General features: G+C 31.3%; 31 protein-coding genes and 1 tRNA gene. 9 read left to right on the top strand and 23 right to left on the bottom strand.

From position 1 onward, the window contains the following. Positions 1-34: 34 nt before the first annotated feature. Positions 35-589, bottom strand: coding sequence for a crossover junction endodeoxyribonuclease RuvC (gene ruvC / locus ASC41_RS01170; protein ID WP_055434809.1), 555 nt, complete (start codon positions 587-589; stop codon positions 35-37). Continuing rightward, positions 590-1216, bottom strand: a complete 627-nt coding sequence (locus tag ASC41_RS01165; RefSeq protein WP_055434808.1) for an outer membrane beta-barrel protein — start codon at positions 1214-1216, stop codon at positions 590-592. A gap of 44 nt (positions 1217-1260) precedes the next feature. Between ASC41_RS01165 and ASC41_RS01160 the strand changes: the two genes are divergently transcribed. Genes ASC41_RS01160 through ASC41_RS01150 form a run of 3 tightly spaced genes read left to right on the top strand, consistent with a single transcriptional unit; the run spans position 1261 to position 4308 of the window. Then, on the top strand, positions 1261-2235 hold the full coding sequence (locus ASC41_RS01160) for a lysylphosphatidylglycerol synthase domain-containing protein (RefSeq protein WP_055434807.1): 975 nt from the start codon (positions 1261-1263) through the stop codon (positions 2233-2235). Further along, positions 2232-3377 (top strand): glycosyltransferase, encoded by a 1146-nt coding sequence (locus tag ASC41_RS01155; protein ID WP_055434806.1) that lies wholly within the window; start codon positions 2232-2234, stop codon positions 3375-3377. The genes ASC41_RS01160 and ASC41_RS01155 overlap by 4 nt, the downstream gene beginning before the upstream one ends. Before the next feature lie 55 nt (positions 3378-3432). Continuing rightward, the gene (locus ASC41_RS01150; RefSeq protein ID WP_055434805.1) at positions 3433-4308 is read left to right on the top strand and encodes a hypothetical protein; all 876 of its coding nucleotides are present in this window, start codon (positions 3433-3435) and stop codon (positions 4306-4308) included. Positions 4309-4375: 67 nt separating this feature from the next. Here ASC41_RS01150 and ASC41_RS01145 read toward each other — a convergent pair whose 3' ends face one another. The 5 genes from ASC41_RS01145 to ASC41_RS01125 all read right to left on the bottom strand — a co-directional run bounded on the left by ASC41_RS01145 (position 4376) and on the right by ASC41_RS01125 (position 8108). Further along, on the bottom strand, positions 4376-4852 hold the full coding sequence (locus ASC41_RS01145) for an energy transducer TonB (RefSeq protein ID WP_055434879.1): 477 nt from the start codon (positions 4850-4852) through the stop codon (positions 4376-4378). A 170-nt stretch (positions 4853-5022) separates the two neighbouring features. Next, entirely contained in the window at positions 5023-5544 is a 522-nt protein-coding gene (locus ASC41_RS01140; RefSeq protein WP_152971394.1) for a tetratricopeptide repeat protein, read from the bottom strand. A gap of 332 nt (positions 5545-5876) precedes the next feature. Next, entirely contained in the window at positions 5877-6173 is a 297-nt protein-coding gene (locus ASC41_RS01135) for a tetratricopeptide repeat protein (protein ID WP_055434803.1), read from the bottom strand. Beyond that, entirely contained in the window at positions 6170-7735 is a 1566-nt protein-coding gene (locus ASC41_RS01130; RefSeq protein ID WP_083477108.1) for a M56 family metallopeptidase, read from the bottom strand. Before ASC41_RS01130 ends, ASC41_RS01135 begins: the two co-directional genes overlap by 4 nt. A gap of 4 nt (positions 7736-7739) precedes the next feature. Beyond that, positions 7740-8108, bottom strand: a complete 369-nt coding sequence (locus ASC41_RS01125; protein WP_055434801.1) for a BlaI/MecI/CopY family transcriptional regulator — start codon at positions 8106-8108, stop codon at positions 7740-7742. 145 nt (positions 8109-8253) lie between these two features. On the opposite strand from ASC41_RS01125, the gene ASC41_RS01120 reads away from it, so the two are divergent. After that, the gene (locus ASC41_RS01120; RefSeq protein ID WP_055434800.1) at positions 8254-8751 is read left to right on the top strand and encodes a DUF456 domain-containing protein; all 498 of its coding nucleotides are present in this window, start codon (positions 8254-8256) and stop codon (positions 8749-8751) included. Positions 8752-9019: 268 nt separating this feature from the next. On the opposite strand, the gene ASC41_RS01115 is transcribed toward ASC41_RS01120, so the two are convergent. The 16 genes from ASC41_RS01115 to ASC41_RS01040 all read right to left on the bottom strand — a co-directional run bounded on the left by ASC41_RS01115 (position 9020) and on the right by ASC41_RS01040 (position 22219). Further along, complete coding sequence (locus tag ASC41_RS01115; RefSeq protein ID WP_055434799.1) at positions 9020-9700, bottom strand: response regulator transcription factor; 681 nt, start codon at positions 9698-9700, stop codon at positions 9020-9022. Positions 9701-9717: 17 nt separating this feature from the next. Continuing rightward, positions 9718-11733 (bottom strand): tetratricopeptide repeat-containing sensor histidine kinase, encoded by a 2016-nt coding sequence (locus ASC41_RS01110; protein ID WP_055434798.1) that lies wholly within the window; start codon positions 11731-11733, stop codon positions 9718-9720. Between the two features lie 91 nt (positions 11734-11824). After that, positions 11825-12007 carry a hypothetical protein gene (locus ASC41_RS01105; RefSeq protein ID WP_055434794.1) on the bottom strand — a complete coding sequence of 61 codons (183 nt, stop codon included), beginning with the start codon at positions 12005-12007 and terminating at the stop codon, positions 11825-11827. 57 nt (positions 12008-12064) lie between these two features. Beyond that, positions 12065-12247 carry a hypothetical protein gene (locus tag ASC41_RS01100; protein WP_055434797.1) on the bottom strand — a complete coding sequence of 61 codons (183 nt, stop codon included), beginning with the start codon at positions 12245-12247 and terminating at the stop codon, positions 12065-12067. A 57-nt stretch (positions 12248-12304) separates the two neighbouring features. Continuing rightward, positions 12305-12487, bottom strand: a complete 183-nt coding sequence (locus ASC41_RS01095; RefSeq protein WP_055434796.1) for a hypothetical protein — start codon at positions 12485-12487, stop codon at positions 12305-12307. 56 nt (positions 12488-12543) lie between these two features. Beyond that, positions 12544-12726, bottom strand: a complete 183-nt coding sequence (locus tag ASC41_RS01090; protein WP_055434794.1) for a hypothetical protein — start codon at positions 12724-12726, stop codon at positions 12544-12546. Positions 12727-12785: 59 nt separating this feature from the next. Further along, positions 12786-12968 carry a hypothetical protein gene (locus tag ASC41_RS01085; RefSeq protein ID WP_055434795.1) on the bottom strand — a complete coding sequence of 61 codons (183 nt, stop codon included), beginning with the start codon at positions 12966-12968 and terminating at the stop codon, positions 12786-12788. A gap of 76 nt (positions 12969-13044) precedes the next feature. Further along, positions 13045-13227 (bottom strand): hypothetical protein, encoded by a 183-nt coding sequence (locus tag ASC41_RS01080; protein WP_055434794.1) that lies wholly within the window; start codon positions 13225-13227, stop codon positions 13045-13047. Between the two features lie 56 nt (positions 13228-13283). Continuing rightward, positions 13284-13466 (bottom strand): hypothetical protein, encoded by a 183-nt coding sequence (locus ASC41_RS01075; RefSeq protein WP_055434793.1) that lies wholly within the window; start codon positions 13464-13466, stop codon positions 13284-13286. Positions 13467-13944: 478 nt separating this feature from the next. After that, positions 13945-14018 (bottom strand) — tRNA-Asp (locus tag ASC41_RS01070). 77 nt (positions 14019-14095) lie between these two features. Next, positions 14096-15025 (bottom strand): DUF58 domain-containing protein, encoded by a 930-nt coding sequence (locus ASC41_RS01065; protein WP_055434792.1) that lies wholly within the window; start codon positions 15023-15025, stop codon positions 14096-14098. Positions 15026-15146: 121 nt separating this feature from the next. Then, complete coding sequence (locus ASC41_RS01060) at positions 15147-15692, bottom strand: ClpP family protease (RefSeq protein WP_193786886.1); 546 nt, start codon at positions 15690-15692, stop codon at positions 15147-15149. Between the two features lie 79 nt (positions 15693-15771). Then, the gene (trxA, locus tag ASC41_RS01055; protein ID WP_055434790.1) at positions 15772-16089 is read right to left on the bottom strand and encodes a thioredoxin; all 318 of its coding nucleotides are present in this window, start codon (positions 16087-16089) and stop codon (positions 15772-15774) included. A gap of 239 nt (positions 16090-16328) precedes the next feature. Further along, positions 16329-20720, bottom strand: coding sequence for a DNA polymerase III subunit alpha (gene dnaE, locus ASC41_RS01050; protein WP_055434789.1), 4392 nt, complete (start codon positions 20718-20720; stop codon positions 16329-16331). Positions 20721-21057: 337 nt separating this feature from the next. Continuing rightward, the gene (locus ASC41_RS17270) at positions 21058-21330 is read right to left on the bottom strand and encodes a ferritin-like domain-containing protein (protein ID WP_338034451.1); all 273 of its coding nucleotides are present in this window, start codon (positions 21328-21330) and stop codon (positions 21058-21060) included. 205 nt (positions 21331-21535) lie between these two features. Further along, the gene (locus tag ASC41_RS01040; protein WP_055434788.1) at positions 21536-22219 is read right to left on the bottom strand and encodes a DUF6252 domain-containing protein; all 684 of its coding nucleotides are present in this window, start codon (positions 22217-22219) and stop codon (positions 21536-21538) included. A 143-nt stretch (positions 22220-22362) separates the two neighbouring features. Here ASC41_RS01040 and ASC41_RS01035 point away from each other — a divergent pair, with 143 nt between their 5' ends. The 5 genes from ASC41_RS01035 (at position 22363) to ASC41_RS01015 (ending at position 26519) form a co-directional block, all read left to right on the top strand. Continuing rightward, entirely contained in the window at positions 22363-22860 is a 498-nt protein-coding gene (locus ASC41_RS01035; RefSeq protein ID WP_055434787.1) for a 30S ribosomal protein S16, read from the top strand. A gap of 173 nt (positions 22861-23033) precedes the next feature. Next, complete coding sequence (gene rimM, locus ASC41_RS01030; protein ID WP_055434786.1) at positions 23034-23564, top strand: ribosome maturation factor RimM; 531 nt, start codon at positions 23034-23036, stop codon at positions 23562-23564. An 85-nt stretch (positions 23565-23649) separates the two neighbouring features. Then, a complete protein-coding gene (locus ASC41_RS01025; RefSeq protein ID WP_055434785.1) occupies positions 23650-24363 on the top strand; it encodes a tRNA1(Val) (adenine(37)-N6)-methyltransferase in 714 nt (237 codons plus the stop codon). Positions 24364-24474: 111 nt separating this feature from the next. After that, positions 24475-25653: an acyl-CoA dehydrogenase family protein gene (locus ASC41_RS01020; RefSeq protein ID WP_055434784.1), complete on the top strand. Its 1179-nt coding sequence runs from the start codon at positions 24475-24477 to the stop codon at positions 25651-25653. A gap of 74 nt (positions 25654-25727) precedes the next feature. Beyond that, a complete protein-coding gene (locus ASC41_RS01015; protein ID WP_055434783.1) occupies positions 25728-26519 on the top strand; it encodes a DUF3050 domain-containing protein in 792 nt (263 codons plus the stop codon). Positions 26520-26535 lie beyond the last annotated feature (16 nt).

The following is a 26535-nucleotide window of genomic DNA, read 5'->3' as shown; positions in this document are numbered from 1 at the left end:
AAAATGGATTCCTGCCTTCGCAGGAATGACAAAGCTATTTCTTAACTCTCTTCTCATTCTGTTTTACAAAAGCACTCCAACCAGAATAACTCTTACCAATCTCAACACGACCTTGATTATAAAAATGACAAACTGCAGCAGCCAAACCATCCATAGAATCTAAGTTTTTAGGTATGGTTTTAAGTCCAAGCATACTTTGCAGCATTTTTGCTACTTGCTCTTTACTAGCATTACCATTTCCTGTAATTGCCATTTTAATTTTCTTTGGAGCATACTCTGTAATTGAAACCTCACGAGACAAACCTGCAGCCATAGCAACACCTTGCGCCCGACCTAACTTCAACATACTCTGTACGTTTTTACCAAAAAATGGTGCTTCAATGGCTATTTCGTCTGGATGATGCGTATCGATGAGCTCGATAGTACGCTCGAAAATAAGTTTAAGCTTGAGGTAATGGTCGTCGTACTTTTTTAAATCGAGTTCATTAAGCTGCAAAAAATGCATCTTTTTATTCACCACTTTTATAAGTCCAAAACCCATAATTGTTGTTCCAGGGTCGATACCTAAAATTATTTTTTCTTCAGCCATTTAATTACAAGTTCTACAACCACTTAAAGAAATTGAAACGCCAACGGTTACTGTTAACATATTTCCATTAAAACTTCCTACGCCTTCTATTACCGGATCAAAATCTTTTGCAAAACCCAAAATATATGAACCGTCTACAAATAAAGAAACGGCCCTAGAAATACCATAATGCAATTCTACACCTGCCATTGCATTTAAATAAGAGTTTTTATTTTCTCTATAAATATCTAATGGTTTTATCATGGTATAACCTGGTCCAGCATGAAATACCAAACTCATTTCTTCGGGTAGAAAAAAGAAAACCTTAGAAGTATCGTAAACAAACTGAGCATTTATTCTTGTGTAATTAATTTTAAAATCTGGTGAATTACCCGCATTAGAAAAACGATTGTAACCAAAATCGACTTTAACACCCATTTGTGGTTTAAACATGTGCTGAACACCTAAATTAATAGTTGGAAAATTGACACCTTTTGCTTCAAATGGTTCTAATAAACCCGATTGCGATGGGCTATTTACACCAAAGGCAATTAAAGCTTTCCACTTGCTTTCTTCTTGTTGAGAAAAGCCGAAAGCACTCACTAAAAATAAGACTAAAAGACAATAGTAATTAAATTTGGACTCCATTCTGTAATATTTGGTTTAATTTGCATTCACTATTCTATAACGCTTTGCACAACGCTTTATCATACAAAACTAAACAATTCTTTTTTGTGCTTATTAAATTAAGCATTGTTGCGGGTGCTTTTTATTTTATTTACAACAAATTAGCAAATAATAGTGCTTTACATTTTTATGAATTTATTGATACTTTGAAAGAAAATAACATTTTTTCATTAAAAAATATCGTTTTTCTATTATTTCTAAGCATTTTAAATTGGTTTTTAGAAATATTAAAATGGCAGAAACTAACGTCTTTTATTAAAAACATCACTTTTTATCATGCTCTAAAACAAAGTTTAAGTTCACTTACTGCATCTCTTTTAACACCCAATCGCATTGGTGAATACGGTGCAAAAGCCGTCTATTTTACCAAGCAATACAGAAAACGTATTTTACTTTTAAACTTAATTGGTAATATAATGCAAATGGCTGTTACTATGCTTTTTGGAGCTATTGGTTTCTTTTTATTTACACAGTATTATCCTATTAAAATTAATGCATATAAAGTATCTCAACTTTTAATTATTATTTTAATTGTTTTAAGTTTATCCTTATTTGTAATAAAACAGAAAAGGTATACAATAAAAGGATTTTCGGTTGAAAAATTAAAACAATTTATAAAAGCATTACCATTAAAAATTAGTGTGTTTACTTTTATAATATCAATGTTACGTTACTTCGTTTTTTCATTTCAGTTTTACTTTTTATTACAACTTTTTGCAGTAGAATTAAATTACATCGATACAATGGTAATTATAACATCTATGTATTTATTAGCCTCTGTTATACCATCTATTTTTATACTGGATGTTGTTGTAAAAGGCAGTGTTGCCGTCTATTTATTTTCTTTTGCCGAAGTAAACGAGGTTATTATTTTATGTATTATTACTATAATGTGGTTATTTAATTTTGTGTTACCAAGTCTTTTAGGAAGCTATTATGTGCTAAATTTCAACTTTGAAAAACAAAATAAGACATTATGATTTTACTATTAATAATTATAACGGTTTTGTACTTATTGCTAATATTAGCACTTGCTTTGGGTTTTGATAAAGTTGAAGATTTTAAAGTTGAAGACATAAAAGTAAAAACAAAATTTTCGATAATTATTCCGTTTAGAAATGAAGCTGAAAATTTACCAGAATTACTAGCTTCAATTCGTGAGTTTAACTATCTAAAATCGCATTACGAATTTATATTTGTTGATGATGATTCTAATGATGATTCTGTGGATATTGTTTCTAAAGTTCTCGATTCAATTCCGATAAATATCGATATTACTAAAACTGACATAAAGATTATTAAAAACGTTAGAACATCTAATTCTCCTAAAAAAGACGCGATTTCTTCAGCTATAAAAATAGCAAAATACGATTGGATTGTTACCACAGATGCAGATTGTGTATTACCAAAATTCTGGTTAGACGCTTTAGATTGTTTCATTCAGAAAAAACAACCTAAAATGATTGTTGCTCCTGTTACTTACCACCATATAAATTCATTTTTAAAACGTTTTCAATTACTTGATTTTTTAAGTTTAATTGGTGCTACAATTGGTGGTTTTGGAATAGGAAAACCGTTTTTATGTAATGGAGCAAACTTGGCTTACAAAAAAGAGTTATTTCTAGAGTTAAATGGTTTTGATGGTAATAATGAAATTGCAAGTGGAGACGACATTTTTCTGTTACAAAAAGCAATTAAAAATAATAAAAGTAATGTTCAGTTTTTAAAATCTAAATCTGTTATTGTAAAAACAAAAGCGCAACCCAATATATATGCTTTAATTTCACAACGTAAACGCTGGGCAGCAAAAACATCGAGTTATAATTCTACTTTTGGAAAACTAATTGGTTTAATTGTTTTATTAATGAATGCTGCTTTAGTTTGTGGTTTCACACTTGCTTTGCTAGGATTACTTCAATTTAAAACAATTTTCTATATTTTTATTATTAAGAATCTTGTAGATTTTCTGTTACTTTTTAAAACAGCTCGCTTTTTTGAACAAGAAAAGCAATTATCCATTTTTCTGTTTTCGGGTATTATGTATCCTTTCTTTTGCGTTTACATTGCCTTTATTTCATTATTTACAGAATACAAATGGAAAGGTAGAAGTTTTAAGAAGTAATAAATAAGTCGCTTAAAATATTTACTTTTACATAGTAATCCAATCTACTTATATTATGAAAAAAATAGTCTTACTACTATGCCTACTTACTTTTAGCAGTTTCACATTTGCTCAACAAACTTATACTATTGGAAATGAATCTCTAGAACTTAAAACCGAAACAGAAGGTGCCTTAGATTTACTTTGGAATACAATAAACGAACAATATCGCTATTTTATAAAAACTGAGGACGGTAACATTACAGAGCTTAAAAACACTAAAAATACAGATAACAAATATCAAGAAGAATACAAGAAAGTGTTAGCAGACTTGACCTCTATGAATGTTTCTAAAGTAAACTTAACAACTTATAGTCTTAAATCTTTTATTGATAAATACAATAGTTCTACAGATTCCAATTATGTTTCAAGCAACCCGAAATCTAAAGTAAAATTACGATTAGGTATTTTTGGAGGTATAACTAATAGTCCATTTAACAAAAACCCAAACAACAAAAGCACAGCTCTTTTTGGAACAGAACTTGAAGCGCTTTCAGACAATACAGACTCTAGACATGCAGCATTTTTAAATATACGACACACTACAGAAAGTGATGATTTCCAATATTCGGCAACTCAAATTGCTTTAGGATATCGTTATCGTTTTATTAGTAAAGCGAAATTTAATATATATGCACAAACTAAGTTTGCAACATTTACAAGCTCTAAAGTATCATCTACAATTGTAGATCCTAGTGACTCGACTGCTTTTATAACATTAGAAGATAGCTCTACAGCATTCGATGCACCATTTATATTTGGCTTAGGTGCTGATATTAAATTAGGCAATGGTTATTTGACTGTTGTTTACGACTCTGTTCTCGCTGCTTTTTTAGATACCCAAGACAACTTTCCAGTTGATTTTGCTATTGGATATAAATTTAATTTATAAGCCGTAATTAACCTTATGTATTTGATTGTAAACTAAGATTGGAAACTAATAAAATAGTTTTTCCAACTTAATTTACAGTAATAAGAATAGGTAATTTAAACTCTGTTTTTACTGGTTGGTTACGTTTAATTGCTGGAAAAACCTGAGGCAAAGTATTTAGACTACTTGCTATCATGCTTTCAATTTCAGGTATTTCTAACGCTGTAACTGCGTTTAAATTAATATGCTTAATTGTAATTTCTCCTAGTTCGGAAATTTGAAATTCTAAAATAACAGTATCATCAATATCTTGAGAAACTATAATTATTTCATTTTGCAAGCTTGAAGTTATGTGTTGTGATAATGTGTTTTCAAAACACATTTTCTTTTCGTTTTTTGTTTCAAAAGTATCACAGATAGAAAATGTAGGATAGGTATCTACAGCATTCCAATTAACCATTTTTAATTCTTCATTATAAATAGTTTCCGATGTTATTTTTTTTGCATTAAAATACTCGCAAGAAGTTGCGCATATAATTAATAAAAAAACAAATAGTTTTTGCATGGCTTTAATTAACACCAATTTAGATTGATATAAAACCGAAAAGTACAATATATTATCTTAAAAATAAAAAAACCGAAAACTTATGCCTTCGGTTTACAAATACTTAGGTTAACTAACATTTATCTGCCACAAAAAACATTTAAAATACAGTATATCAATTAGCAAGAATACTAGTTCTTATCTTTATGCTCTTCAACTTTTAAAAATGCTTCTTGCTTTAGTTTTAATCTTTCTCTTTTTGCATATTCCACAAACATACTTTCTGGATTGTTTTTAATATAAACATTAAACAACTCAATCTTACTTTGCATGTCCTTATAGTAACTTGCTTTTGTAGTTACAAGGTAAAATTTAGCGAACTCATCATCTGGATTCTCTTTAAGCGCCTTTTTAAAATATTTAACTGCTATTTGTGGTTTTTCTAAACGGTTATAAATTGTTGCTAATTTTCTATATTCATTATCTAAAGGCACATCTCGAATTTCAAGTGACAATTTAATATACTTTTCTGCATTTTTATAATCTTTAACCAACTGGTACAAACCTCCTAATCGGTATAAATTTTCAGCGTCTTTAGAATCGAAAAGCAAAGCTTGCTCCATATTTTCTATTGCCTTTTTGTACTCTAAGTCTTTACGATATGCGAAGCTTAATTTCTCGAAAACAAACTGACTTCTATCCCCTAATTTCAATAGTTTTTCGAACCAAACAATCGATTTTGTATAATCCTGCAGTAAATACAGGCTTTGCGCTTTTAAACTTGTTAAAGCAGCATTTTTTGGATAACTCTTTAAGCCCACCGTAATTAAAGTATCTAATCTTTCGAAATCTTTACTTTTAAGACTGTGCTTTGCTAATTTATATATTGCTTTTTGGTGTGTTTTATCTAACTTATAAGTCGCTTCAAAATTATCTTGAGCTTCTTTTGTTTTTTTTAAACGCTCTAATACTACACCTAATTCGTAATGGTAATTTGGATTTGTACTATCTGTTGCTTTTAGATTATTAAATATAGTAACAGCCGTTATATTTTTTTTACTTTACTTAATAGTTTTCCATATTCGTATTGTAATAAAATGTTCTCTGGAGTGCTTTCTATCGCTTTTTTAAAACTTAGAATAGATTTGTCGTAATTACCAATAGCATTGTATGCTCTTGCTAATCTGTACGCGGAGTTTTCGGTGCCACTATTTTCAAGTAATGCTATAGCTTTAGAGAAGTTTCCATTTGCCATTAAACTATCTGAAACATTTAAAACCGAAGTTTGAGCTTCGGTTTTAAAAGATATTAGCATTATTGCTATTATAAATACTCTAATCATTCTTGAATATTAAATACTATTGGTAATGTAAAGCCCACACTAACTGCTTTACCGTCTATTTTTCCTGGTTCTAACTTAGGAATAAGATTTACGACTCTTTTACCTTCAATTTCTAATTCTGGATGTTCAGCTTTAGCTTTTACATCTACAATATCTCCTTGTTTATTAATTGTAAAATCAACAAATATTTTTTGCTTCCCTACTAAACCAAGAGACTTACCTAGATCTAAATTAAAATCACTAAACACTAATTCTCTTAGTTTATCACTAAAACATACTCTTTGATCTTTGTTCGATAATGAAGTATCACAACCAGGATAAACAGGCACTTGGTCGATATTAGCAAAACTAAGTGACTCATCATCTAAAAATGCTGTTTCAGTATATTCTTCTTTTTCTGTTTTTAAACCATCAAAATTAAAATATGATAAATAACTACCACCATCTGTAGAATTAACTGTTGTTTCATGCATACCTATTGGTCTTTTTTCAGCCTTAGCATGAACACTATAGGAAACTAACCCTGCTTTCTTATCAATTATCGACCAACTTACATAGTCTTTATTTTCTTTCAAAAAAGACTCATACTTTTGATGTATAATCTTTACATCATCAGACATCTCTTCATTTAGTTTTAATGAATAGGAGTACTGTTCTAAACTACTAATTTCACTTCCATTTTCTGTTTTATCTGAACAAGACGTATAAAACAGCATGCCTATTACCATTGGAAACAATAGTAAATACTTTGTTAAATGAATTTGTTTTGATTTTGATTTGCTTAACATAATGATTCGTTTTTTGATTAATGATTGTTTAAAAAATGGATTGATGAATGATACCTTTTGGGTATCGAAAACTTGAGATAATAAATTTTGATAGTAGCTAACTTTACAACTGAACTTTACTGCTTTAGAATCTGCTATAAACTCATGTAAATTTGCAGTTCTCTTTTGATACATATAGATTAATGGATTAAACCAAAAAAAGATTTTTAGAACTTCGAAAAACAATAAATCTAAACTGTGCTTCTCTTTAACGTGATGTAACTCGTGTGTTAAAATGGTTTGTTTGTCTTCCTTATTAATATTTTTTCCTAAAAAAATATAATTAAAAAATGAAAAAGCATGTTTACTATTAGCCAACTCGATTAAAAAAGCGGTTTCAAACTTAACTTTTGGGTTTCTATAAGTCATTGCTATTAACTTGTAAAACTTAATAGTAAATAATACTAAGGCAAATGCACTACCCAAATACAAAACATAAATCCAACTAAAAGTAAAACTATTAACAGTACTTGCATCTATTAACAACTCTTTACCAGTAATTACAGTTGTACTACTTTTTCCTAAAATAACTTCTGGCAAAGTATAAATGAATCTTTCTGGGATTACAGTTTTAAAACTATCTACTTTTACAAAAGGTAACACTATTGATAAAAAAGCTGAAGCTAATAAGTAAAACCTGTTCCAATTAAAGAAGGTTTCTTTCCTTAAAAACACATCGTAAACCATTAAAAACAGTAACTGAAACACGATAGTTTGTAGAATATAATGCAACATAATTTTATTTTTTAGTTGTGTCTTTATCTATTTCATTTAAAACCGATTCTAAGTCGTTTAAATTGATGTCATTTTTTTTCATAAAAAACGAAACCATACTTTTAAAAGAACCTTGAAAATAATTATCTACCAGTTTATTAATGGACTGGTTACTGTAGTCTTGCTTTTCTAGTAGAGGAAAATAAATATGCCCTTTTCCTTTCTTTTCATAATCTACAAAACCTTTGCTCTCTAAAATTCTAACAATAGTAGACACCGTATTATAGGCAGGTTTTGGCTCTGGTAACTCTTCTATTATTTGCTTTACGTTGGCTTTTTTTAATTGCCATAGTACTTGCATGATATCTTCTTCTGCTTTTGTAAGTTGTTTCATCTTTGTTTGATGTATTTTAAATTAGAGCTTAGTATTTTAAACTAAGTTCTTAGTTCAAATATAACTATTATTTTAGTTTAAACTAATTTTTTAGTTAAAAATGTAACTTTTATTCATTTTCATCGTCTTATAACAAAACACTACTATGGATATTTTTTTAACCATTCTTGGTTTACTTTTTATGATTTTTGGCCTTATAGGTAGCTTTCTTCCCATATTACCTGGACCTCCTTTAAGTTGGGTTGGATTACTATTACTTTATCTTACAGATGCCATACCTAATAATTGGACTTTTTTAGGCATAACATTAGCCATTGCATTACTCGTTTTTGCTTTAGATTACGTTATTCCTGCAATAGGCGCAAAAAGGTTTGGAGGTACAAGAGCAGGAATGATAGGCACCACCATTGGACTTATTGTAGGTGTTTTAGCTCCAATTCCTGGAGGCATAATTATTGGTCCATTTGTAGGAGCGCTTTTAGGTGAGTTATCTAACAAAGCAGATTCTAAAACAGCATTAAAAGCTGCTTTTGGTTCTTTTTTAGGTTTTATAACAGGAACATTTATTAAGTTTATTGTTGCTATAATATATTTTGGCTTATTTATTAAGATCTTTTGGGACTATAAAACCATCATTTTTTAAAAAGAATAAACCTTGCTATTTCATATAGAAAAAGCAAGGTTTTGTGTAAATGTGCTATTACCAACTAAATTCTAATTGAATTATGAATTCAGTCATGTATGATTGTTGATTAAATAAATTTAAGTAAAATAAAATTATACGATTACGGCTTTTACCGTAATCAAAAAATTGAATCCTCTCAAAACATCAATAAAAACAGTGATTTATATGTTATTTAAATAATCTTGATTTTTAAAAAAATTAACAATATCGTAGGAAAAAACTGTGTTTAATCTATAAAACCATAACCTCTAGCTTTCTCAATCAGCGATTTTTCGTCACCTTCTTCAATACTAAAAATTTCTTTTAATTGTTTCTTTTTCTTCTCTATACTACTTAAAGAAAGATTCATTTCCTTCGCAATATCCTTATTTTTAATTCCTCTAGAAATTAGATATAAAATACGATGATTTACTTCGCTTACGTCTAAATTACTAAATCTTGTTTTTTTAATTATTTGGTTTACTGTACCACTATAAAAAGGCGGATTATTTAATACCGCTTGAAAAGCACTAGCAAGCTCCCTTGAGGTTAAATCACTTTTAATTAAAAAACCTTCTGGGTTAATATTGTTTATAATACTATGTATACGATAAGATTCATTAAACATAGTAAGCATAACTACTTTAGATTTTGGTGATTTTTCTCTAACATACATTGCTAAATCTTCTCCAGACTTATACCTACCATCACTAGAAGGAGGTATACTAATATCAAAAAAATAAACAGTATAAAGCTCTCCAATAGCAATCGATTTATTTATTAAATCTATGGATTCGTCACTATTTGTAGCAAAATCGATAGTTAAATTTTGAGATTCTTTTTTTGTAGCTAACAAAGTATTACGGTAACCTTCAATAATCATAGGATGATCATCGGTCATTAATATTTTAATATTTTTTTCCGGCATTTTAAATGTGTTCTATCTTAAATTGGGATTTCTATATTTACTATTGTGCCTTTATTAATTTGAGAATTTATTTTTTGTTTTCCTCCAATAGCACTCACTCTCGATTTGATATTTTTTAAACCTATACCTTCTTTTTGTTTAGATATGTCGTAACCAATACCATCGTCTATTATTGATAAAGATATTAAATTATCTTCTTGTTTCACTATTATATTTATAAGTTTTGCCTTTGCATGTTTGTAAATGTTTTGAAGCGATTCTTGTATAATTCTGTAAATATGTATTTTAGTTTTATTGGTTAAATTATCCCATTTTATTTCATGTTCTATTTTAATTTTATAATCTAAATCATAGGCTGTACATTGCGTTTCTACAAGTGTATTAATCATGTCTGAGAAACTAGCATGCGAAATAAAATCGGTATTTAAATCATGAGAAACTTTACGAATGTCTTTCTCTATATCCATTAGGTCTTTAATGTAGTTTTCCCTACTAATAATAGCTTCCTTAGTATTAACCATATTAAGACTATCTAAACTAAGTCTTGTACCAAATAATCTGCCCAAAATTCCATCGTGTATTTCTTGCGAAATTCTCTTTTTTTCGACAGCTCTAGCTTCATCCATTTTGTCTTGTTGAGACAACATAAGATTATATATCTCTTCATTAGCCTCTTGTTGCTGCTGTGCAAGTTCAAGCTCTTTGTTTTTTTCTCGTTGTGTTTTAATAATATACAAAAGTAATATAGAAAGTAAGAGTACTATTGAAGTAATTACTAACCAAAGGTTCTGTTTTGAGATAGCTTCTTTCTCCTGTATTATTATATCTGTCTCATAATCTATTCTTGCAAATTTGTTTCTAATAGAGCGTTCTGCAGTTATCAAACTATCGTTTAATTTTATGTACTCGGTTAAAAAAACATTAGATGAGTCTTTTTCAATTTCAGATTTTGTAATTAATGTTTTAAAAACAAAACTATTCGTTTTTGTGTTTTTAGCAATCTTATATGCCAGATCAACATACTTTTTAGCCGAATCTACCTCATCAATTTTATTTAAAAATTCAGCATAATAAGAACTCGTTCCCATAACACCCATTTCATCTTCCATGATGCTGGATATTTTAAATGCTTCGCTAAACATCTCACTTATTTCTTCTGAAACAAAATCATTATTTAAAAAATTAGAATAGGCTAAGTTTGCTTTTATATTAGCATAAGACTCAGGATCGTTAGCATATAAGCTTTCATCTTCAAGAAGAGTATTAAAAATTTTAATAGCACTTGGGTAGTCTCCTTTTCTTCTATAAATTGATCCTATATTATTTTTAGAATATAAAATATAATAATAAGCATTAGGGTCATCCTCTAAAACACTTATAGAAAGATTATAATACTCTAGCGCTTTGTCAAAGTTCTTAAGCTCACCAGAAATGATACCCAATAAATTATATTTATCCCATTTATCGTAATTATTTTCTTCATTACTAGGTAGCTTTTCTAAAGTCTTTAGAGCTCTTACCAAATTAATTTCTGCTCCAATATAATCTCTCTCAGACTGCTGAATATAACTCATATTAGACAATACATTAATATAGTCTTTAGTATCACCCAAAGCTTCGTATTGCTTTACTGCTCTTGAATAATAAAAATATGCGCTATCTTGCTTAGATTCTTCATCATAAGCATAACCCAAAATAAAATTTGCATTTGCTAAAGCCGCAGAATCTTTGATTTTGCTAGCTGTTTTTATAATTTCAAAATTTACCGATTTAAGTTTTTCGGTATTTAATTGATTCAAATAGATTGAAGACAAAGCCTTTTGGCTTTTAATTATAGTTGAATCTTCTCCATAGTTTTTAGAGCGTTCTATGGCTTTTTTAGCATATAAAATACGCTTGTTAAATGATAGATCTGTATTTTTAGAATATTCTCTATAAGTATATATAGAGTCTAACTCAATATTCGATTTTCCTTTTTGAGCAAAAGAAAAATAGAATGAAAAAACACAAATTAAAATAAAGAATTGTTTCAAGGTTTAGTCTTTGATTTTATCAAATTTAAACTAAAAAATATAAAAACTTGTTTTAAACACACTTCGATATTCAAAGCGCGAAATATAGATTCTAGCCTTGAGACGGAACTTTTCTTTTTCCTCTTATCTCGATAAATGCTGTTAAATCAATACTCGGCTTAGATAATTCATGATTTACTGTTTCTGTAACAACATCTGTATCGTTAGATGGCAATACTGCTGTTAATAATCCTATTGAAAAAAGTGCGATTAATGTTAGTTTAAGGGTTTTCATGTTTTGTAATGTTATGTTGCTATTAATGTTTTTTTGAAATCTAAATTATAGTGAAGTTTAGCCTTGAGACGGAACTTTTCTTTTTCCTCTTATCTCGATAAATGCTGTTAAATCGATACTCGGCTTAGATAATTCGTGATTTACTGTTTCTCTAACAACATCTGTATCGTTAGATGGTAATACTGCTGTTAATAATCCTATTGAAAAAAGTGCAATTAATGTTAGTTTAAGGGTTTTCATGTTTTGTAATGTTATGTCGCTATTAATGTTTTTTTGAAATCTAAATTATAGTGAAGTTTAGCCTTGAGACGGCACCTTTCTTTTTCCTCTTATCTCGATAAATGCTGTTAAATCAATACTTGGCTTAGATAATTCGTGATTTACTGTTTCTGTAGCTGGCTCTGTTTCGCTAGTTGGTAAAACTGCTGTTAATAATCCTATTGAAAAAAGTGCAATTAATGTTAGTTTAAGGGTTTTCATGTTTTGTAATGTTAAGTTGCTATTAATGTTTTTTGAAATCTAAATTATAGTGAAGTTTAGCCTTGAGACGGCACCTTTCTTTTTCCTCTTATCTCGATAAATGCTGTTAAATCGATACTCGGCTTAGATAATTCGTGATTTACTGTTTCTGTAACAACATCTGTATCGTTAGATGGTAATACTGCTGTTAATAATCCTATTGAAAAAAGTGCGATTAATGTTAGTTTAAGGGTTTTCATGTTTTGTAATGTTATGTTGCTATTAATGTTTTTTTGGGAAATCTAAATTATAGTGAAGTTTAGCCTTGAGACGGCACTTTTCTTTTTCCTCTTATCTCGATAAATGCTGTTAAATCGATACTTGGCTTAGATAATTCGTGATTTACTGTTTCTGTAACAACATTTGTATCGTTAGATGGTAATACTGCTGTTAATAATCCTATTGAAAAAAGCGCAATTAATGTTAGTTTAAGGGTTTTCATGTTTTGTAATGTTATGTAATGTTATGTAATGCTATGTTGCTATTAATGTTTTTTGAAATCTAAATTATAGTGAAGTTTAGCCTTGAGACGGCACCTTTCTTTTTCCTCTTATCTCGATAAATGCTGTTAAATCGATACTCGGCTTAGATAATTCGTGATTTACTGTTTCTGTAACAACATCTGTATCGTTAGATGGTAATACTGCTGTTAATAATCCTATTGAAAAAAGTGCAATTAATGTTAGTTTAAGGGTTTTCATGTTTTGTAATGTTATGTTGCTATTAATGTTTTTTGAAATCTAAATTATAGTGAGGTTTAGCCTTGAGACGGTACCTTTCTTTTTCCTCTTATCTCGATAAATGCTGTTAAATCAATACTTGGCTTAGATAATTCGTGATTTACTGTTTCTGTAGCTGGCTCTGATTCGCTAGTTGGTAAAACTGCTGTTAATAATGTAACTGAAAAAAGTGCTAATAAGGTTGGTTTAAGGAATTTCATAATTATTTATTTTATGTTGCTATTAATTTTTAACTTAATAAATGACAGTAAATTACCACTATCGTAGCACTACAAAACAAGCAATTAGTAAAGCAGACAAACAGTCTACACAATGGATTTCTTAATGAAGCGAATTGTAGCTGAGGGATTCAATAAGAATTTAATGACGAATATAGTGTTAAAGATATTAAAAAAATAAATATTTTCGATAAACAGCTCTTAATCAGTGATTAAAACGTGTAAAAACACGATTAAAACGCAATAAAAGCGTTAAGAAGTAACAAAAGTTCTATAAAACAAAAAAGCATCCCGATTTTCTTTTCCGTAAAACGGAAGAAAAAAGGAAAGCTTCTCATTGGTTAAAACCATTTAAATGGCTCTCTACCAGTTTGATGGACTACTACACCCATCAAAACAACACAACTAAATTTTTCGCCAAAAAAAGCTTCAAATTTCTTTGAAGCTTTATAGCAATTTGCGGTCTGGACGGGACTCGAACCCGCGACCTTCGCCGTGACAGGGCGACATTCTAACCAACTGAACTACCAGACCGTTGCGTATTGCGAGTGCAAATATAAGACGCTTTATCAATACTACAAACATTTTTTTGACTTTTTTTTCAAAAAAAATTAAATTAATTTATTACGTGCTAACATATAACTAGTTAGGATAGAATTAAAATTTTTATTTATATCGGCCTCAACGTACTTAATTCTATTTTGACCACATTTTACTCTTAAATCATTAAAATAATCACTTACTAAAGCTTCATAATTGTCTTTTACTTGCTCACTATATAGATTTACATGCTCACCAGTCTCAACATCAATAAAACGTTTAGGCTTATTATCGAAATCGAAAGTAACCTCCTTACTCTTATCAAACACATGAAAAAGCACTACCTCGTGCTTATTATGTTTTAAATGTCTTAACGCTTCAAATAACTTATCCTCATCGGTAGCTGTTTGAAACATATCTGTAAAAACAAAAATTAAAGAGCGCCTGTGTATCTTCTCTGCTATTTGGTGTAAGTATTGGTAGGTTTTCGTTTGCTTATTCTTAGGCTTACTTAAAGCCATTTGGCTTAGTTGTGCTAAAAGCATTTGGTGATGGCGTTCGCTACCTTTCTCGCTAGAGTAAAAATCGTAAGCATCACTATAAATACTTAAACCTACAGCATCGCGTTGCTTTTTAAGAATATGCATTAACGATGCAGATGCTAAAGCAGAAAAGGCAATCTTATTTAAGTTGTCTATCGAGAAGTTGTTCATCTCTGGATAATGCATAGAACTACTATTATCTATAATAATATGACAACGCAAGTTTGTTTCGTCGTCGTAGCGTTTAGTATACAACTTATCTGTTTTTGCAAAAAGCTTCCAATCTATATGGCGCGTACTTTCGCCAGGATTATAAATTTTATGCTCGGCAAACTCTGCCGAAAAACCATGAAACGGACTTTTATGCATTCCAGAAATAAAACCCTCAACAACTTGTTTTGCCAAGTGTTCAAGATTTTTAAATCCGCCAGCTTTATTTAATTCGTCTTGTAAATTCATCTTTTTCTATAAAAACTAAACCGTTTCACATTTATAGTAACAAAAAAAAGATAAGAGATAAACGCTAAACTTACACGCTACAATCTCTTATCTTTCTCAAATATCTTAGTTATTATTTTTCTTATTCTATAATACCATCTACAATACCATAAGCTAAAGACTCCTCTGCTCCCATCCAATGGTCACGGTTAAAATCTTTCATTACTTCTTCAAAAGATTTTCCACAATTATCTGCTAAAATCTTAGCACTTAATTCTTTTGTTTTTACAATCTCTTTAGCAGTAATTTCAATATCACTTGCTTGTCCTCTTGCTCCACCACTTGGCTGGTGAATCATCACTCTTGCATGAGGTTGGATAAAACGTTTTCCTTTAGTACCAACCGATAATAAAATCGATCCCATAGATGCAGCCAAACCAGTACATACTGTAGACACATCACTCTTTAGAGATTTAATAGTATCGTACATTGCAAATCCAGACGTTACGTAACCTCCAGGACTATTAATATATAATGTAATGTCTTTAGTCTCTAAACTATCTAAGTACATTAACCTATCGATAACATGCTTTGCACTCTTATCGTCTACCATTCCCCAAAGAAATACTTTTCTTTCGCCTAGTAATTTGCTATCTATTGCGTCTTGCGCTTTTGTTATTTTGCTCATTATAATTTACTTTTTTACTAAAATAAAAAAAGGTTTGCTATTACAGCAAACCTTTTTCAATTCTTTATGAAATATATTTCTACAATAAAGCGTCGATAGCTTCAGCATATGCAGTTTTAGGTGCAACACCAACTTGTCTTCCAACAACTTCTCCGTTTTGGAATACTAATACTGTAGGTATGTTTCTTACACCGTATTTGGCTGCAAACTCTTGATTTGCATCTACGTCTAACTTACCAACAACAGCTTTACCTTCGTACTCATCGCTAATTTGATCAATAATTGGCCCAACCATTCTACAAGGTCCACACCAAGCTGCCCAAAAGTCAACTACTACAGGCTTATCGCTCTTTAATACTGTTTCTTCAAAATTTGCATCTGTGATTTCTAATGCCATAATATTTATAATTTAATTGTGTATGTATTCACTGTTAATATACAAACTTAGTCAAAAATTTTACTAAAACTTACAACCTTCCAATTTGTTTCCTTTATAACAGTATCAATTTGGCTTATTTTATTTGGGCGCATAAACCAGGCTTTCACTACTCGCTCTCTGCGAGGAGCTCAAACATGTCGTTCAATCCTTTGCGCGAGCACTTACAACCGCTACAGTGTTTAAACCAACCATCCTAATTAAGAATTCAACTTATAAAGTACTTGGTCTTCTTCCAAAGCATTCAATAACTCTTGAGATACTTTTACTTTTTGTTTTCTACTTGGCATTTCTAATTTAATCTGTTCTCTATTATCATAAATCACAAAATCAAGCAAATGACTTCCTGGATGCATTGAAATTAAATCTTTTAAATTTCTAATCTTATCAGAATCTAATTCTTTAATATTAAGTTGTATTGACAGCTTTCGCACATACTTATCCATTACATCATGAAGTAATTGAAAACTATTAAACTGCAATCTAGGATCACTCTTTTTACCCGTATCTCTATTCACCCAGCCATCTCGCACAAAGCTCTTAACATGCACGAAGGTATTTTGTAATAAAAACGGACGATGCTTTAAATAGTCTTCTCCAAAAATTCTAAACTCGTAACTATCTGTATAATCTTCAATAGTAAATAATGCCCAACCTTTTCCTTGTTTACTTACACGATGCTGCACATCTGTAACCACACCACCAAACGTTATGTCTTTATTTACATGCGCCGCTAAGTCGTAGAAATAACTAATAGTACCTGTACAGAAGTTTTTCATTTCTGTTCTAAAATCATCTAACGGATGTCCAGAAATATAAACACCAACAACCTCACGCTCTTGGGCTAACTTCTCCATAGTCCCCCAAGTTTCACATGGCGGAACCAATGGCTCCTCAATTTGCACGTCGCTAGCTCCACCAAACAAACTTACTTGTGCAGAATTTTCATTTTCTTGATGCTTGGCACCATATTTAATTGCCTTTTCTAAAAAGGTTAAATCGCTACCTTCTTTTTGAAAATATTGCGCACGATGTACATCTTCAAAACAATCGAAACCACCTGCCAAAGCAAGGTTTTCGAATGCTTTTTTATTTGCCGCTCTTAAATCTATTCGTTTAGAAATATCAAAAATAGATTTGTATGGCCCGTCATCTTTTCGGTTGTCAACAATTGTCATTACTGCTCCGTGTCCAACACCTTTTATAGCTCCCATTCCAAAACGAACGGCATTATCTTTATTTACCGAGAACTTATAGTAACTCTCATTTACATCAGGACCAAGTACTGGTAACTTCATACGTTTACACTCTTCCATAAAGAATGTTACCTGCTTAATATCGTTCATATTATTAGACAATACGGCAGCCATATATTCGGCTGGGTAATGTGCTTTTAAATATGCTGTTTGGTATGCAATCCAAGCATAACATGTAGAGTGAGATTTGTTAAAGGCATAACTTGCAAAGGCTTCCCAATCCTTCCAAATTTTCTCAAGTTTTTTGGCATCGTGTCCTTTGGCACTTGCTTGCTCGATAAATTTTGGTTTCATTTTATCAAGTACAGCAATCTGCTTTTTACCCATAGCCTTACGCAAGACATCGGCTTCACCTTTTGTGAAATCTGCTAGTTTTTGCGACAGTAGCATTACTTGCTCTTGATAAACCGTAATACCATAGGTTTCCTTTAAATACTCTTCCATTGCTGGTAAATCGTACTCAATATCTTCGTCTCCGTGTTTTCTACGAACGAAACTTGGGATATATTCCATTGGTCCCGGACGATACAATGCATTCATGGCAATTAAATCATCAAAAACAGAAGGTTTTAAATCTTTAAGGTGTTTCTGCATTCCTGGAGATTCATACTGGAATACTCCAACAGTCTCTCCTCTTTGAAATAAGGCATAAGTTTCTTCATCATCAAGCGGAAAACTATCTGGATCTAATAAAATATCGTGTTTTGCTTTTACAAGTTTTACGGTATCTTTAATTAGAGTTAGTGTTTTTAATCCCAAGAAATCCATCTTTAATAAACCTGCGTCTTCTACAACAGAGTTATCAAATTGAGTAACATATAAATCGGAATCTTTTGCCAATGCCACTGGCACGAACTTAGTAATATCATCTGGCGTAATAATTACACCACAGGCATGAATTCCCGTATTTCTAACCGAACCTTCAAGCGATCTTGCAAGGTTTACAGTTTCGGCAGATAAATCGTGTCCTTCTGAAATACTTATAAGCTCGTTTATTTTTTCTAAATCTTCAGCTCTAAATTTTGCTCCTAGTTCCTTTTCAGATAAACCAAAAATCTTACCCAACTTAGACATCGTTGGAATTAGCTTAGCAATCCTATCAGCATCAAACAATGGTAAATCTAATACACGAGCGGTATCTCGAATAGAAGACTTAGCAGCCATTGTACCATAGGTAATAATTTGGGCCACCTGATTACTTCCGTATTTATCGATTACATAATCCATAACACGAGATCGACCTTCATCATCAAAATCAATATCAATATCGGGCATACTTACACGATCCGGATTCAGGAAACGCTCGAAAAGTAAGTTATACTTCATTGGATCGATATTAGTAATCCAAAGACAGTATGCTACAACAGATCCAGCTGCAGATCCACGACCTGGGCCTACCGAAACATCCATTTTTCTAGCTTCTCGAATAAAATCTTCTACAATTAAAAAATAACCTGGATATCCAGTTTTTTCAATAACGCTTAACTCGAAATCTAGTCGCTCAATAACGTCCTCAGAAAGTTCTTCGCCATAACGTTTCTTTGCTCCTACGTATGTTAGGTGCTTTAAAAAAGCATTCTCTCCACGTTTTCCTCCATCTGCAGTATCCTCAATATGTACAAATTGCTCTGGAATATCGAAAGCAGGTAATAATACATCTCTGGCTAATTGATAACCTTCAATTTTATCGACTACTTCCTGAATATTACTAATCGATTCTGGCACATCTTTAAAGATGTTTTTCATGGCTTCACCAGACTTGAAATAGTATTCTTGATTTGGTAAACCATATCGATAACCACGACCACGACCTATTGGTGTCGCCTGTTTTTCACCTTCTTTTACACACAATAAAATATCGTGAGCATTAGCATCGCTTTGCTTTGCATAATAGGTATTGTTTGATGCAACAAGCTTTACTTCATGTTTTCTAGCTAACTTAATTAATGTTGGATTTACACGATTTTCATCTTCCTGATCATGGCGCATTAGCTCAACATACAAATCGTCGCCAAATGCTTCTTTCCACCAAATTAAGGCTTCTTCTGCTTGATTTTCACCTACATTTAAAACTTTACTTGGCACCTCACCATACAAGTTTCCTGTTAAGCAGATTAAATCTTCTTTATATTCTTCTATTAATTTCTTATCGATTCTTGGCAAATAGTAAAAACCATTTACAAAGGCATGAGAAGATAATTTTGCTAGATTGTGGTAACCATTTTTGTTTTTTGCAATTAATACAATTTGGTAACCATTATCTTTTCTGCTTTTATCTAAGTGGTTTTCACACACAAAAAACTCACAGCCAATAATTGGCTTTATTTTTTTTGCCGACGTTGTTCTACCTAGTAATTCAGCTTCCTTTATTTTTGCTTCAACAGCTTTATTATGCTTGTTTGCCGCATTAACAAAGTGAAAAGCACCCATCATATTTGCATGATCGGTTAAAGCCACTGCTGGCATATTATGCTGTGCAGCAACATTTACCAAGTCCACAACACTCATTGTAGATTGTAATACCGAAAACTGAGAATGATTATGTAAATGCACAAAATCTATCTCTTGTAAGTCGGCAATATTTTCTTTTATTTCTTCTGAAGAAATTTCTACCGCTTGCGCTTTTAAAAGCCTTTCATTAATTTTAGCACTTTCCTTTTTAAGGTTAATATGCTTTAAACCAATTAATTTTATTGGCTGCGGATTTGCTTCAGAGAAATTCTTGAAGTATTCTTGATCAACATCAAGTTGCTCCTTTGTGTATTGCTGTCTTCTAATTAACTCTAAAAAACAACGTGTTGTTGCCTCAACATCAGCTGTTGCGTTGTGCGCTTCACCAAATGGTTGGTTAAATAAATATTGATGTAATTCTGTTAATGTTGGTAATTTAAACTTACCATATCTACCACCAGGAAGCTCACATAACTTTGCTGTATGCTCTGTACAGGTATCTAAAACTGGTAATTCTTGTAATTGGTTTTCAACATTTCCTCTCACAAATTCGGCTCCCATAATATTGAGATCGAATTTTACATTTTGTCCAACTACAAATTTGGTTTTACCCAATGCAATATTAAACTTCTCTAAAACTTCGCTTAAAGCAACACCTTGCTCTTCGGCTAATCCTGTAGAAATACCATGTATTTTCTCGGCATCATAAGGAATATTAAAACCTTCTGGTTTAACCAAATAATCTTGGCTTTCAACACAGTTTCCCATCTCATCATGCAATTGCCATGCAATCTGTATACACCTAGGCCAATTATCTGTATCTGTAATTGGTGCATCCCAGCGTTTGGGTAAACCTGTTGTTTCTGTATCAAAAATTAAATACATAAATAGCTGTTATTGAGTTGTTTTAATGATAAACCTGTGAGGAAATATTGGCCTATAAAAGTACAAAAAAATATAAGTCTTAAAAGTTAAAATCGAAATTAGTTATACACGAAAAAAGCAGTCCAAATTGGACTGCTTTTTCTATACTATAAAATAGTTTGTTCTACGAAACTAATTCTAATTTTGCTTTTTCTGTATTAATAGCAGATTGAATTGCTATTTTGTGTTTTGCAATTAACCCATCGATTGTAGGAGGTAAATTCCTTTCGGCAATTAAATTATTATACTCTTCTAAACTCGCTTCTTCTCCTCGTATTGCTTCCTCTAAAACAGCTTCTTAGTTGGATGCAAAAGTTGATTTTAAATTCATCCAATTTCTATGTAAAGCGCCTTTAAAGGAACCCGAATTTGTTGGAATCTCTCCGTATTGCAGTATTTCTGTTCTTAACTCTTTAGCAAACTCACTTCGCTCTGTTGCTCTTCGTTTAAAAAACATTTTTAAATTATTACTTTCTACATTTTTTGTAGCGTCTATGTAACCTTTTTCAGCATCATAGTTTTTCTCTAATAATTCGTTTAACTTGTTTGAAATTTCTTCTGTGTACTTCATAATATCTTTTATCATTTAAATTTCAATACCTTCTTTTAAGATGTGTATTGTTTCGCATCTACAGTATCAATATAATGGAAACAGGAAGTGATGTCAAGTGATTTAACAGAGTTTATGAGTATTTAAAGTTAGTTTAAGAATTTTTAACAAAAAAAAAGCGCAGACTAAAATTTAGTCTGCGCTTTATATTATTTTATAAAATATATTATAAACAAGTTAGACCATTAATAATTGTCTGTATAGAACCATCATCGTCTCCACAAGTTGCTTTTTCATTTATTAATGCAGTTTTGTATGCATTACACACATCTACAAAATTAGCATCACCAGGAGCAACAGCATTATAATTAATTAGTGTAGCTGCAGCTACAGCTGATGCTGAGGAGCAAGCCGCACTAACAGATCCAGAAATAACCGAACTAACGATTAAAGGAACTTTATGAAAAAAGCCTTTATTAACATTTATAGATGTTAATCCAGAACTATTAAATGCATTAAAATAAAACTCTCCAGACACATAACCTTCTTCAAGGTTTACATCTTTTAAGTCTATCATGCCCGCAGCAGGATATAATTGCACACTTGGATCTGGCGAATTATTTGAAGAGTAAAAAATACCATCAATATCTTCTAAAGCACCAGTAGATGTTGTTTCTACTATGTCATGAATACCAATTGAAGGTGAGTCTACCTCTAATGTTATTGTTTCAAAATTGTCTGAAGCTACAATAGTTAACACTCCTAAAGCATTAATATTAGCTCTAAAGCTTGCAGCTTCCCATAAATTGCCATCTTTCTCTCCTTGAAATGATGGTGTTTTAAATTCTAAATCTTCTCCGCAACCGAAAAAAGTAATAGTTACTAAAATTAAAGCAATAATTTTTTTCATAGTTTTTATGTTTCAAGGACTCAAAAATAAAATAAAAAATCACAATGAGATGCAATTACATAAAAAACTTGGTATATAAATAAATATTGTATATTTGCAAACTTATTAATAATAGAGGTCGCGAACCTCACAAATTAATTTTTATGCCTGTAAAAATAAGATTACAAAGACACGGTAAGAAAGGAAAACCTTATTACTGGATCGTAGCAGCAGATGCTCGCGCGAAAAGAGATGGTAAATACCTAGAGAAATTAGGTGCTTATAATCCAAACACTAATCCTGCAACTATCGAATTAGATGTTGACGGAGCAGTAAAATGGTTACAAGATGGTGCACAACCAACTGATACAGCCAAAGCATTACTATCTTACAAAGGAGCTTTATTGAAAAATCACCTTGCTGGTGGTGTTCGTAAAGGTGCTTTAACTGAAGAGCAAGCTGAGAAGAAATTCGCTACTTGGTTAGAAGAAAAAGGTGGTAAAGTAGATGCTAAAAAAGATGGTTTATCTAAAGCGGAAGCAGACGTTAAAGCAAAAGCATTTGCAGCTGAAAAAGTAGCTAACGAAGCAAGAATTGCAGCTAACGCTCCAGTTGTTGAAGAGGAAGCTCCAGCTGAAGCAGCAAGCGAAGAAGAAGAATAGAAAATTATTTTTTTTATACTTATTAAACTCCGATAATTTTTTTATCGGAGTTTTTTTATGTGAAATAGTATTCTGAAATTGCAGAACATACCATTACACATATCCTGTTAAAAAATAGGATCTATATATTAATAAGATTTCCGTCTAAGCGGAAACAATAAATAAATTTTTAGATGACTAAAGAAGAGTGTTTCTTTTTAGGTAAAATTGTTAAAAAGTATAGTTTTAAAGGCGAACTGCTAATAAAATTAGATACAGACGAGCCTAATTTATACGATGATCTAGATGCTATATTTATAGATTTACGTGGTAATTTAATTCCGTTTTTTATAGAACGCTCTCAATTACATAAAAGCGAATTGCTTCGTGTAAAATTTGAAGACGTCGATGCAGAAGCAGATGCTGATGCTTTAATGAAATGCGAATGCTATTTACCTTTAACCTTTTTACCAGAGTTAGAAGATAATAAGTTTTACTTTCATGAAATAATAGGTTACAAAGTAGAAGATAAAAATTTTGGAGATGTTGGCGTTATTAAGGGCGTAAACGACTCTACTTCTCAGTCCCTTTTTGAAATAGATAGAGATGGTATTGAAATTTTAATACCTATGAATGATGAGTTTATAGAGAAAGTAGATAAAGTGAATAAAATTATTTTTGTTGACACTCCCGAAGGACTTATAGATTTATACTTGGAAGAATAAAATTTATTATTCCTGTTAAGGCAGGAATCTACAATTAAAACACCTAACTTAAAATGGATTCCTGTCTTCACAGGAATGACAAAACATGAGCAAACCTTTTAAATTTAAACAATTCGCAGTCAACCAAGACCAATGCGCCATGAAAATTGGTACAGATGGTGTTTTACTTGGTGCTTGGGCTTCTATTGAAAAACAACCTTTTGCAACCCTAGACATTGGAGCTGGAACTGGTATTCTATCTTTAATGCTAGCACAACGTTGCGACGCTGAAGTTATGGATGCTCTAGAAATAGACGAACAAGCTTACGAGCAATGTGTGGAAAATTTTGAAGGCTCACCTTGGAGCGACCGCTTGTTTTGCTATCATGCAGATTTAGCAGAATTTACAGAAGAAATTGAAGACCAATACGATCTTATTATTTGCAATCCTCCTTTCTATTCTGAAGACTATAAAACCGAAAGTGAACAAAGAGATTTGGCACGTTTTCAAGACGCTATGCCATTTGAACATTTGGTAGCTAGTGTTTCGAAGTTACTAATAGAAGATGGTACCTTTTGTACTATTATTCCGTTTAAAGAAGAAGAGAAATTTATTGCATTAGCATCTGCTGTAAACTTAAAAGCAAACAAAATCACTCGTGTTCGCGGTACAAATACTTCTGACATAAAAAGATCTTTAATCGCGATGTCTTTCCGCGAAAGCGATATTAAAATTAACGAATTAGTTATTGAAAATGCACGACACGACTACACTGAAGACTATATAAATTTGACCAAAGATTTTTATCTTAAAATGTGATATTTATATTGGGCAATGGAAAGGATTTCATTATTTTTGTTAAACTTATAAAATAACGACTTCTATTTTGATGAATTCTCAAAATTAGAAGCCTTAAATAACGAAATTAGAATGAAACCAGATTTATTCGAAGCTCCAGATTATTATAATCTTGACGAACTTTTAACAGAAGAACATAAATTAGTACGTGATGCTGCCAGAGAATGGGTAAAGCGTGACGTCTCTCCTATTATTGAAGAAGCGGCTCAAAAAGCTGAATTTCCAAAATCTATTATTAGCGGACTTGCAGAAATTGGTGCTTTTGGACCATACATTCCTGAAGAATATGGTGGTGCTGGATTAGACCAAATTTCTTATGGTTTAATTATGCAAGAGATTGAGCGTGGAGATAGTGGTGTTAGAAGTACTGCCTCTGTACAATCTTCTTTAGTTATGTACCCAATCTGGAAATACGGAAACGAAGAACAACGTAATAAATACTTACCAAAATTAGCTAGCGGAGAATGGATTGGTAGTTTTGGTTTAACAGAACCAGACCACGGTAGTAATCCTGCTGGAATGGTAACAAACTTTAAAGATATGGGTGACCATTACCTTTTAAATGGTGCGAAAATGTGGATTTCTAATTCACCATTTTGTAATGTAGCTGTGGTTTGGGCTAAAAATGAAGAAGGAAGAATTCACGGTTTAATTGTAGAGCGTGGTATGGAAGGTTTTACTACTCCAGAAACGCATAACAAATGGTCGCTAAGAGCTAGTGCAACTGGTGAGCTTATTTTTGACAATGTAAAAGTTCCTAAAGAAAACTTATTACCAAACAAATCTGGATTAGGAGCGCCATTAGGTTGCCTTGATTCTGCTCGTTTTGGTATTGCTTGGGGAGCAATTGGTGCTGCTATGGATTGTTATGATACTGCTTTACGTTATAGTAAAGAACGTTTACAATTTGGTAAGCCAATTGGACAGTTTCAATTACAACAAAAGAAACTAGCTGAAATGATTACTGAAATTACAAAAGCTCAGCTTTTAGCATGGAGACTTGGTGTTATGCGTGAAAACGGAACAGCAACTTCTGCTCAAATCTCAATGGCAAAACGTAATAATGTTGATATGGCTTTAACTATTGCTCGTGATGCGAGACAAATGTTAGGTGGTATGGGAATTAGTGGTGAGTACTCTATTATGAGACACATGATGAATCTTGAAAGTGTTGTTACTTACGAAGGTACACACGATATCCATTTACTTATTACAGGATTAGATGTTACTGGATTAAACGCCTTTAAATAATAAAAATCTATTACTTAATTATTATAAAAATGCACTTCTAAATTAGAGGTGCATTTTATTTTTCAAAAAACAACATGAGAATTAGGATCGTAAAAACGGAACTTTCAAATTTAAGAGAGCAATTAATAAACCATAGTTTATACGGTAAAATAGAAAGCACCGAGGATTTATCGGTATTTTTAAAACTACATGTTTTTGCTGTTTGGGACTTTATGTCTTTACTAAAAGCATTACAACAACAACTAACCTGTACTACAACACCTTGGATACCTATTGGCAATCCAGAAACACGTTATTTAATTAACGAAATTGTATTAGCCGAAGAAACAGATGTAAACTTAAAAGGAGCGCGTAAAAGTCATTTTGAAATGTATTTAGACGCCATGAAAGAGTGCGAGACTAATACTACGCTAATCGATAATTTTTTAAACGATTTAAGTCGCACTAAAAATATTAATACCACAATTGAGAATAGCACTTTAGACGAAGCTCTAAAAGCCTTTTTAAGATTTACTTTTAAGACTATAGAAACGGGTAAACCTCATGAAATAGCTGCTGCTTTTACTTTTGGTAGAGAAGAGTTAATACCAAATATGTTTACTGAAATTCTTACCAAACTACAGCATAACTTTCCTGACACAAACCTTAATCAACTCATCTATTATTTCGAAAGGCATATTGAACTAGATGAAGATGAACACGGACCAATGGCCATGAAAATGATTGAAGAACTCTGCCAAGACGATGATGCAAAATGGGAGGAAGTAACAACTATTTCTAAAGAAGCTCTAAAAGTTAGAATAGATTTATGGAATGCTATTGAAAGACAACTGCAACCAAAAGCGAGTCCTATTTTAAATAATTAAGTGGTTTTTTTTAGGT

The organism is Lacinutrix algicola (assembly GCF_001418085.1).
Lineage (GTDB): Bacteria > Bacteroidota > Bacteroidia > Flavobacteriales > Flavobacteriaceae > Lacinutrix > Lacinutrix algicola.
This window is presented reverse-complemented; position numbering and strand designations above follow the sequence as displayed.

Bases quoted from the DNA above. Each gene is read 5' to 3' on its own strand.
- ruvC (WP_055434809.1), bottom strand. From the start codon at position 589: ATGGCTGAAGAAAAAATAATTTTAGGTATCGACCCTGGAACAACAATT.
- ASC41_RS01165 (WP_055434808.1), bottom strand. From the start codon at position 1,216: ATGGAGTCCAAATTTAATTACTATTGTCTTTTAGTCTTATTTTTAGTG.
- ASC41_RS01155 (WP_055434806.1), top strand. From the start codon at position 2,232: ATGATTTTACTATTAATAATTATAACGGTTTTGTACTTATTGCTAATA.
- ASC41_RS01150 (WP_055434805.1), top strand. From the start codon at position 3,433: ATGAAAAAAATAGTCTTACTACTATGCCTACTTACTTTTAGCAGTTTC.
- ASC41_RS01145 (WP_055434879.1), bottom strand. From the start codon at position 4,852: ATGCAAAAACTATTTGTTTTTTTATTAATTATATGCGCAACTTCTTGC.
- ASC41_RS01135 (WP_055434803.1), bottom strand. From the start codon at position 6,173: ATGATTAGAGTATTTATAATAGCAATAATGCTAATATCTTTTAAAACC.
- ASC41_RS01130 (WP_083477108.1), bottom strand. From the start codon at position 7,735: ATGTTGCATTATATTCTACAAACTATCGTGTTTCAGTTACTGTTTTTA.
- ASC41_RS01125 (WP_055434801.1), bottom strand. From the start codon at position 8,108: ATGAAACAACTTACAAAAGCAGAAGAAGATATCATGCAAGTACTATGG.
- ASC41_RS01120 (WP_055434800.1), top strand. From the start codon at position 8,254: ATGGATATTTTTTTAACCATTCTTGGTTTACTTTTTATGATTTTTGGC.
- ASC41_RS01115 (WP_055434799.1), bottom strand. From the start codon at position 9,700: ATGCCGGAAAAAAATATTAAAATATTAATGACCGATGATCATCCTATG.
- ASC41_RS01105 (WP_055434794.1), bottom strand. From the start codon at position 12,007: ATGAAAACCCTTAAACTAACATTAATCGCACTTTTTTCAATAGGATTA.
- ASC41_RS01100 (WP_055434797.1), bottom strand. From the start codon at position 12,247: ATGAAAACCCTTAAACTAACATTAATTGCACTTTTTTCAATAGGATTA.
- ASC41_RS01095 (WP_055434796.1), bottom strand. From the start codon at position 12,487: ATGAAAACCCTTAAACTAACATTAATTGCACTTTTTTCAATAGGATTA.
- ASC41_RS01090 (WP_055434794.1), bottom strand. From the start codon at position 12,726: ATGAAAACCCTTAAACTAACATTAATCGCACTTTTTTCAATAGGATTA.
- ASC41_RS01085 (WP_055434795.1), bottom strand. From the start codon at position 12,968: ATGAAAACCCTTAAACTAACATTAATTGCGCTTTTTTCAATAGGATTA.
- ASC41_RS01080 (WP_055434794.1), bottom strand. From the start codon at position 13,227: ATGAAAACCCTTAAACTAACATTAATTGCACTTTTTTCAATAGGATTA.
- ASC41_RS01075 (WP_055434793.1), bottom strand. From the start codon at position 13,466: ATGAAATTCCTTAAACCAACCTTATTAGCACTTTTTTCAGTTACATTA.
- ASC41_RS01065 (WP_055434792.1), bottom strand. From the start codon at position 15,025: ATGAATTTACAAGACGAATTAAATAAAGCTGGCGGATTTAAAAATCTT.
- ASC41_RS01060 (WP_193786886.1), bottom strand. From the start codon at position 15,692: ATGAGCAAAATAACAAAAGCGCAAGACGCAATAGATAGCAAATTACTA.
- trxA (WP_055434790.1), bottom strand. From the start codon at position 16,089: ATGGCATTAGAAATCACAGATGCAAATTTTGAAGAAACAGTATTAAAG.
- dnaE (WP_055434789.1), bottom strand. From the start codon at position 20,720: ATGTATTTAATTTTTGATACAGAAACAACAGGTTTACCCAAACGCTGG.
- ASC41_RS17270 (WP_338034451.1), bottom strand. From the start codon at position 21,330: ATGAAGTACACAGAAGAAATTTCAAACAAGTTAAACGAATTATTAGAG.
- ASC41_RS01040 (WP_055434788.1), bottom strand. From the start codon at position 22,219: ATGAAAAAAATTATTGCTTTAATTTTAGTAACTATTACTTTTTTCGGT.
- ASC41_RS01035 (WP_055434787.1), top strand. From the start codon at position 22,363: ATGCCTGTAAAAATAAGATTACAAAGACACGGTAAGAAAGGAAAACCT.
- rimM (WP_055434786.1), top strand. From the start codon at position 23,034: ATGACTAAAGAAGAGTGTTTCTTTTTAGGTAAAATTGTTAAAAAGTAT.
- ASC41_RS01025 (WP_055434785.1), top strand. From the start codon at position 23,650: ATGAGCAAACCTTTTAAATTTAAACAATTCGCAGTCAACCAAGACCAA.
- ASC41_RS01020 (WP_055434784.1), top strand. From the start codon at position 24,475: ATGAAACCAGATTTATTCGAAGCTCCAGATTATTATAATCTTGACGAA.
- ASC41_RS01015 (WP_055434783.1), top strand. From the start codon at position 25,728: ATGAGAATTAGGATCGTAAAAACGGAACTTTCAAATTTAAGAGAGCAA.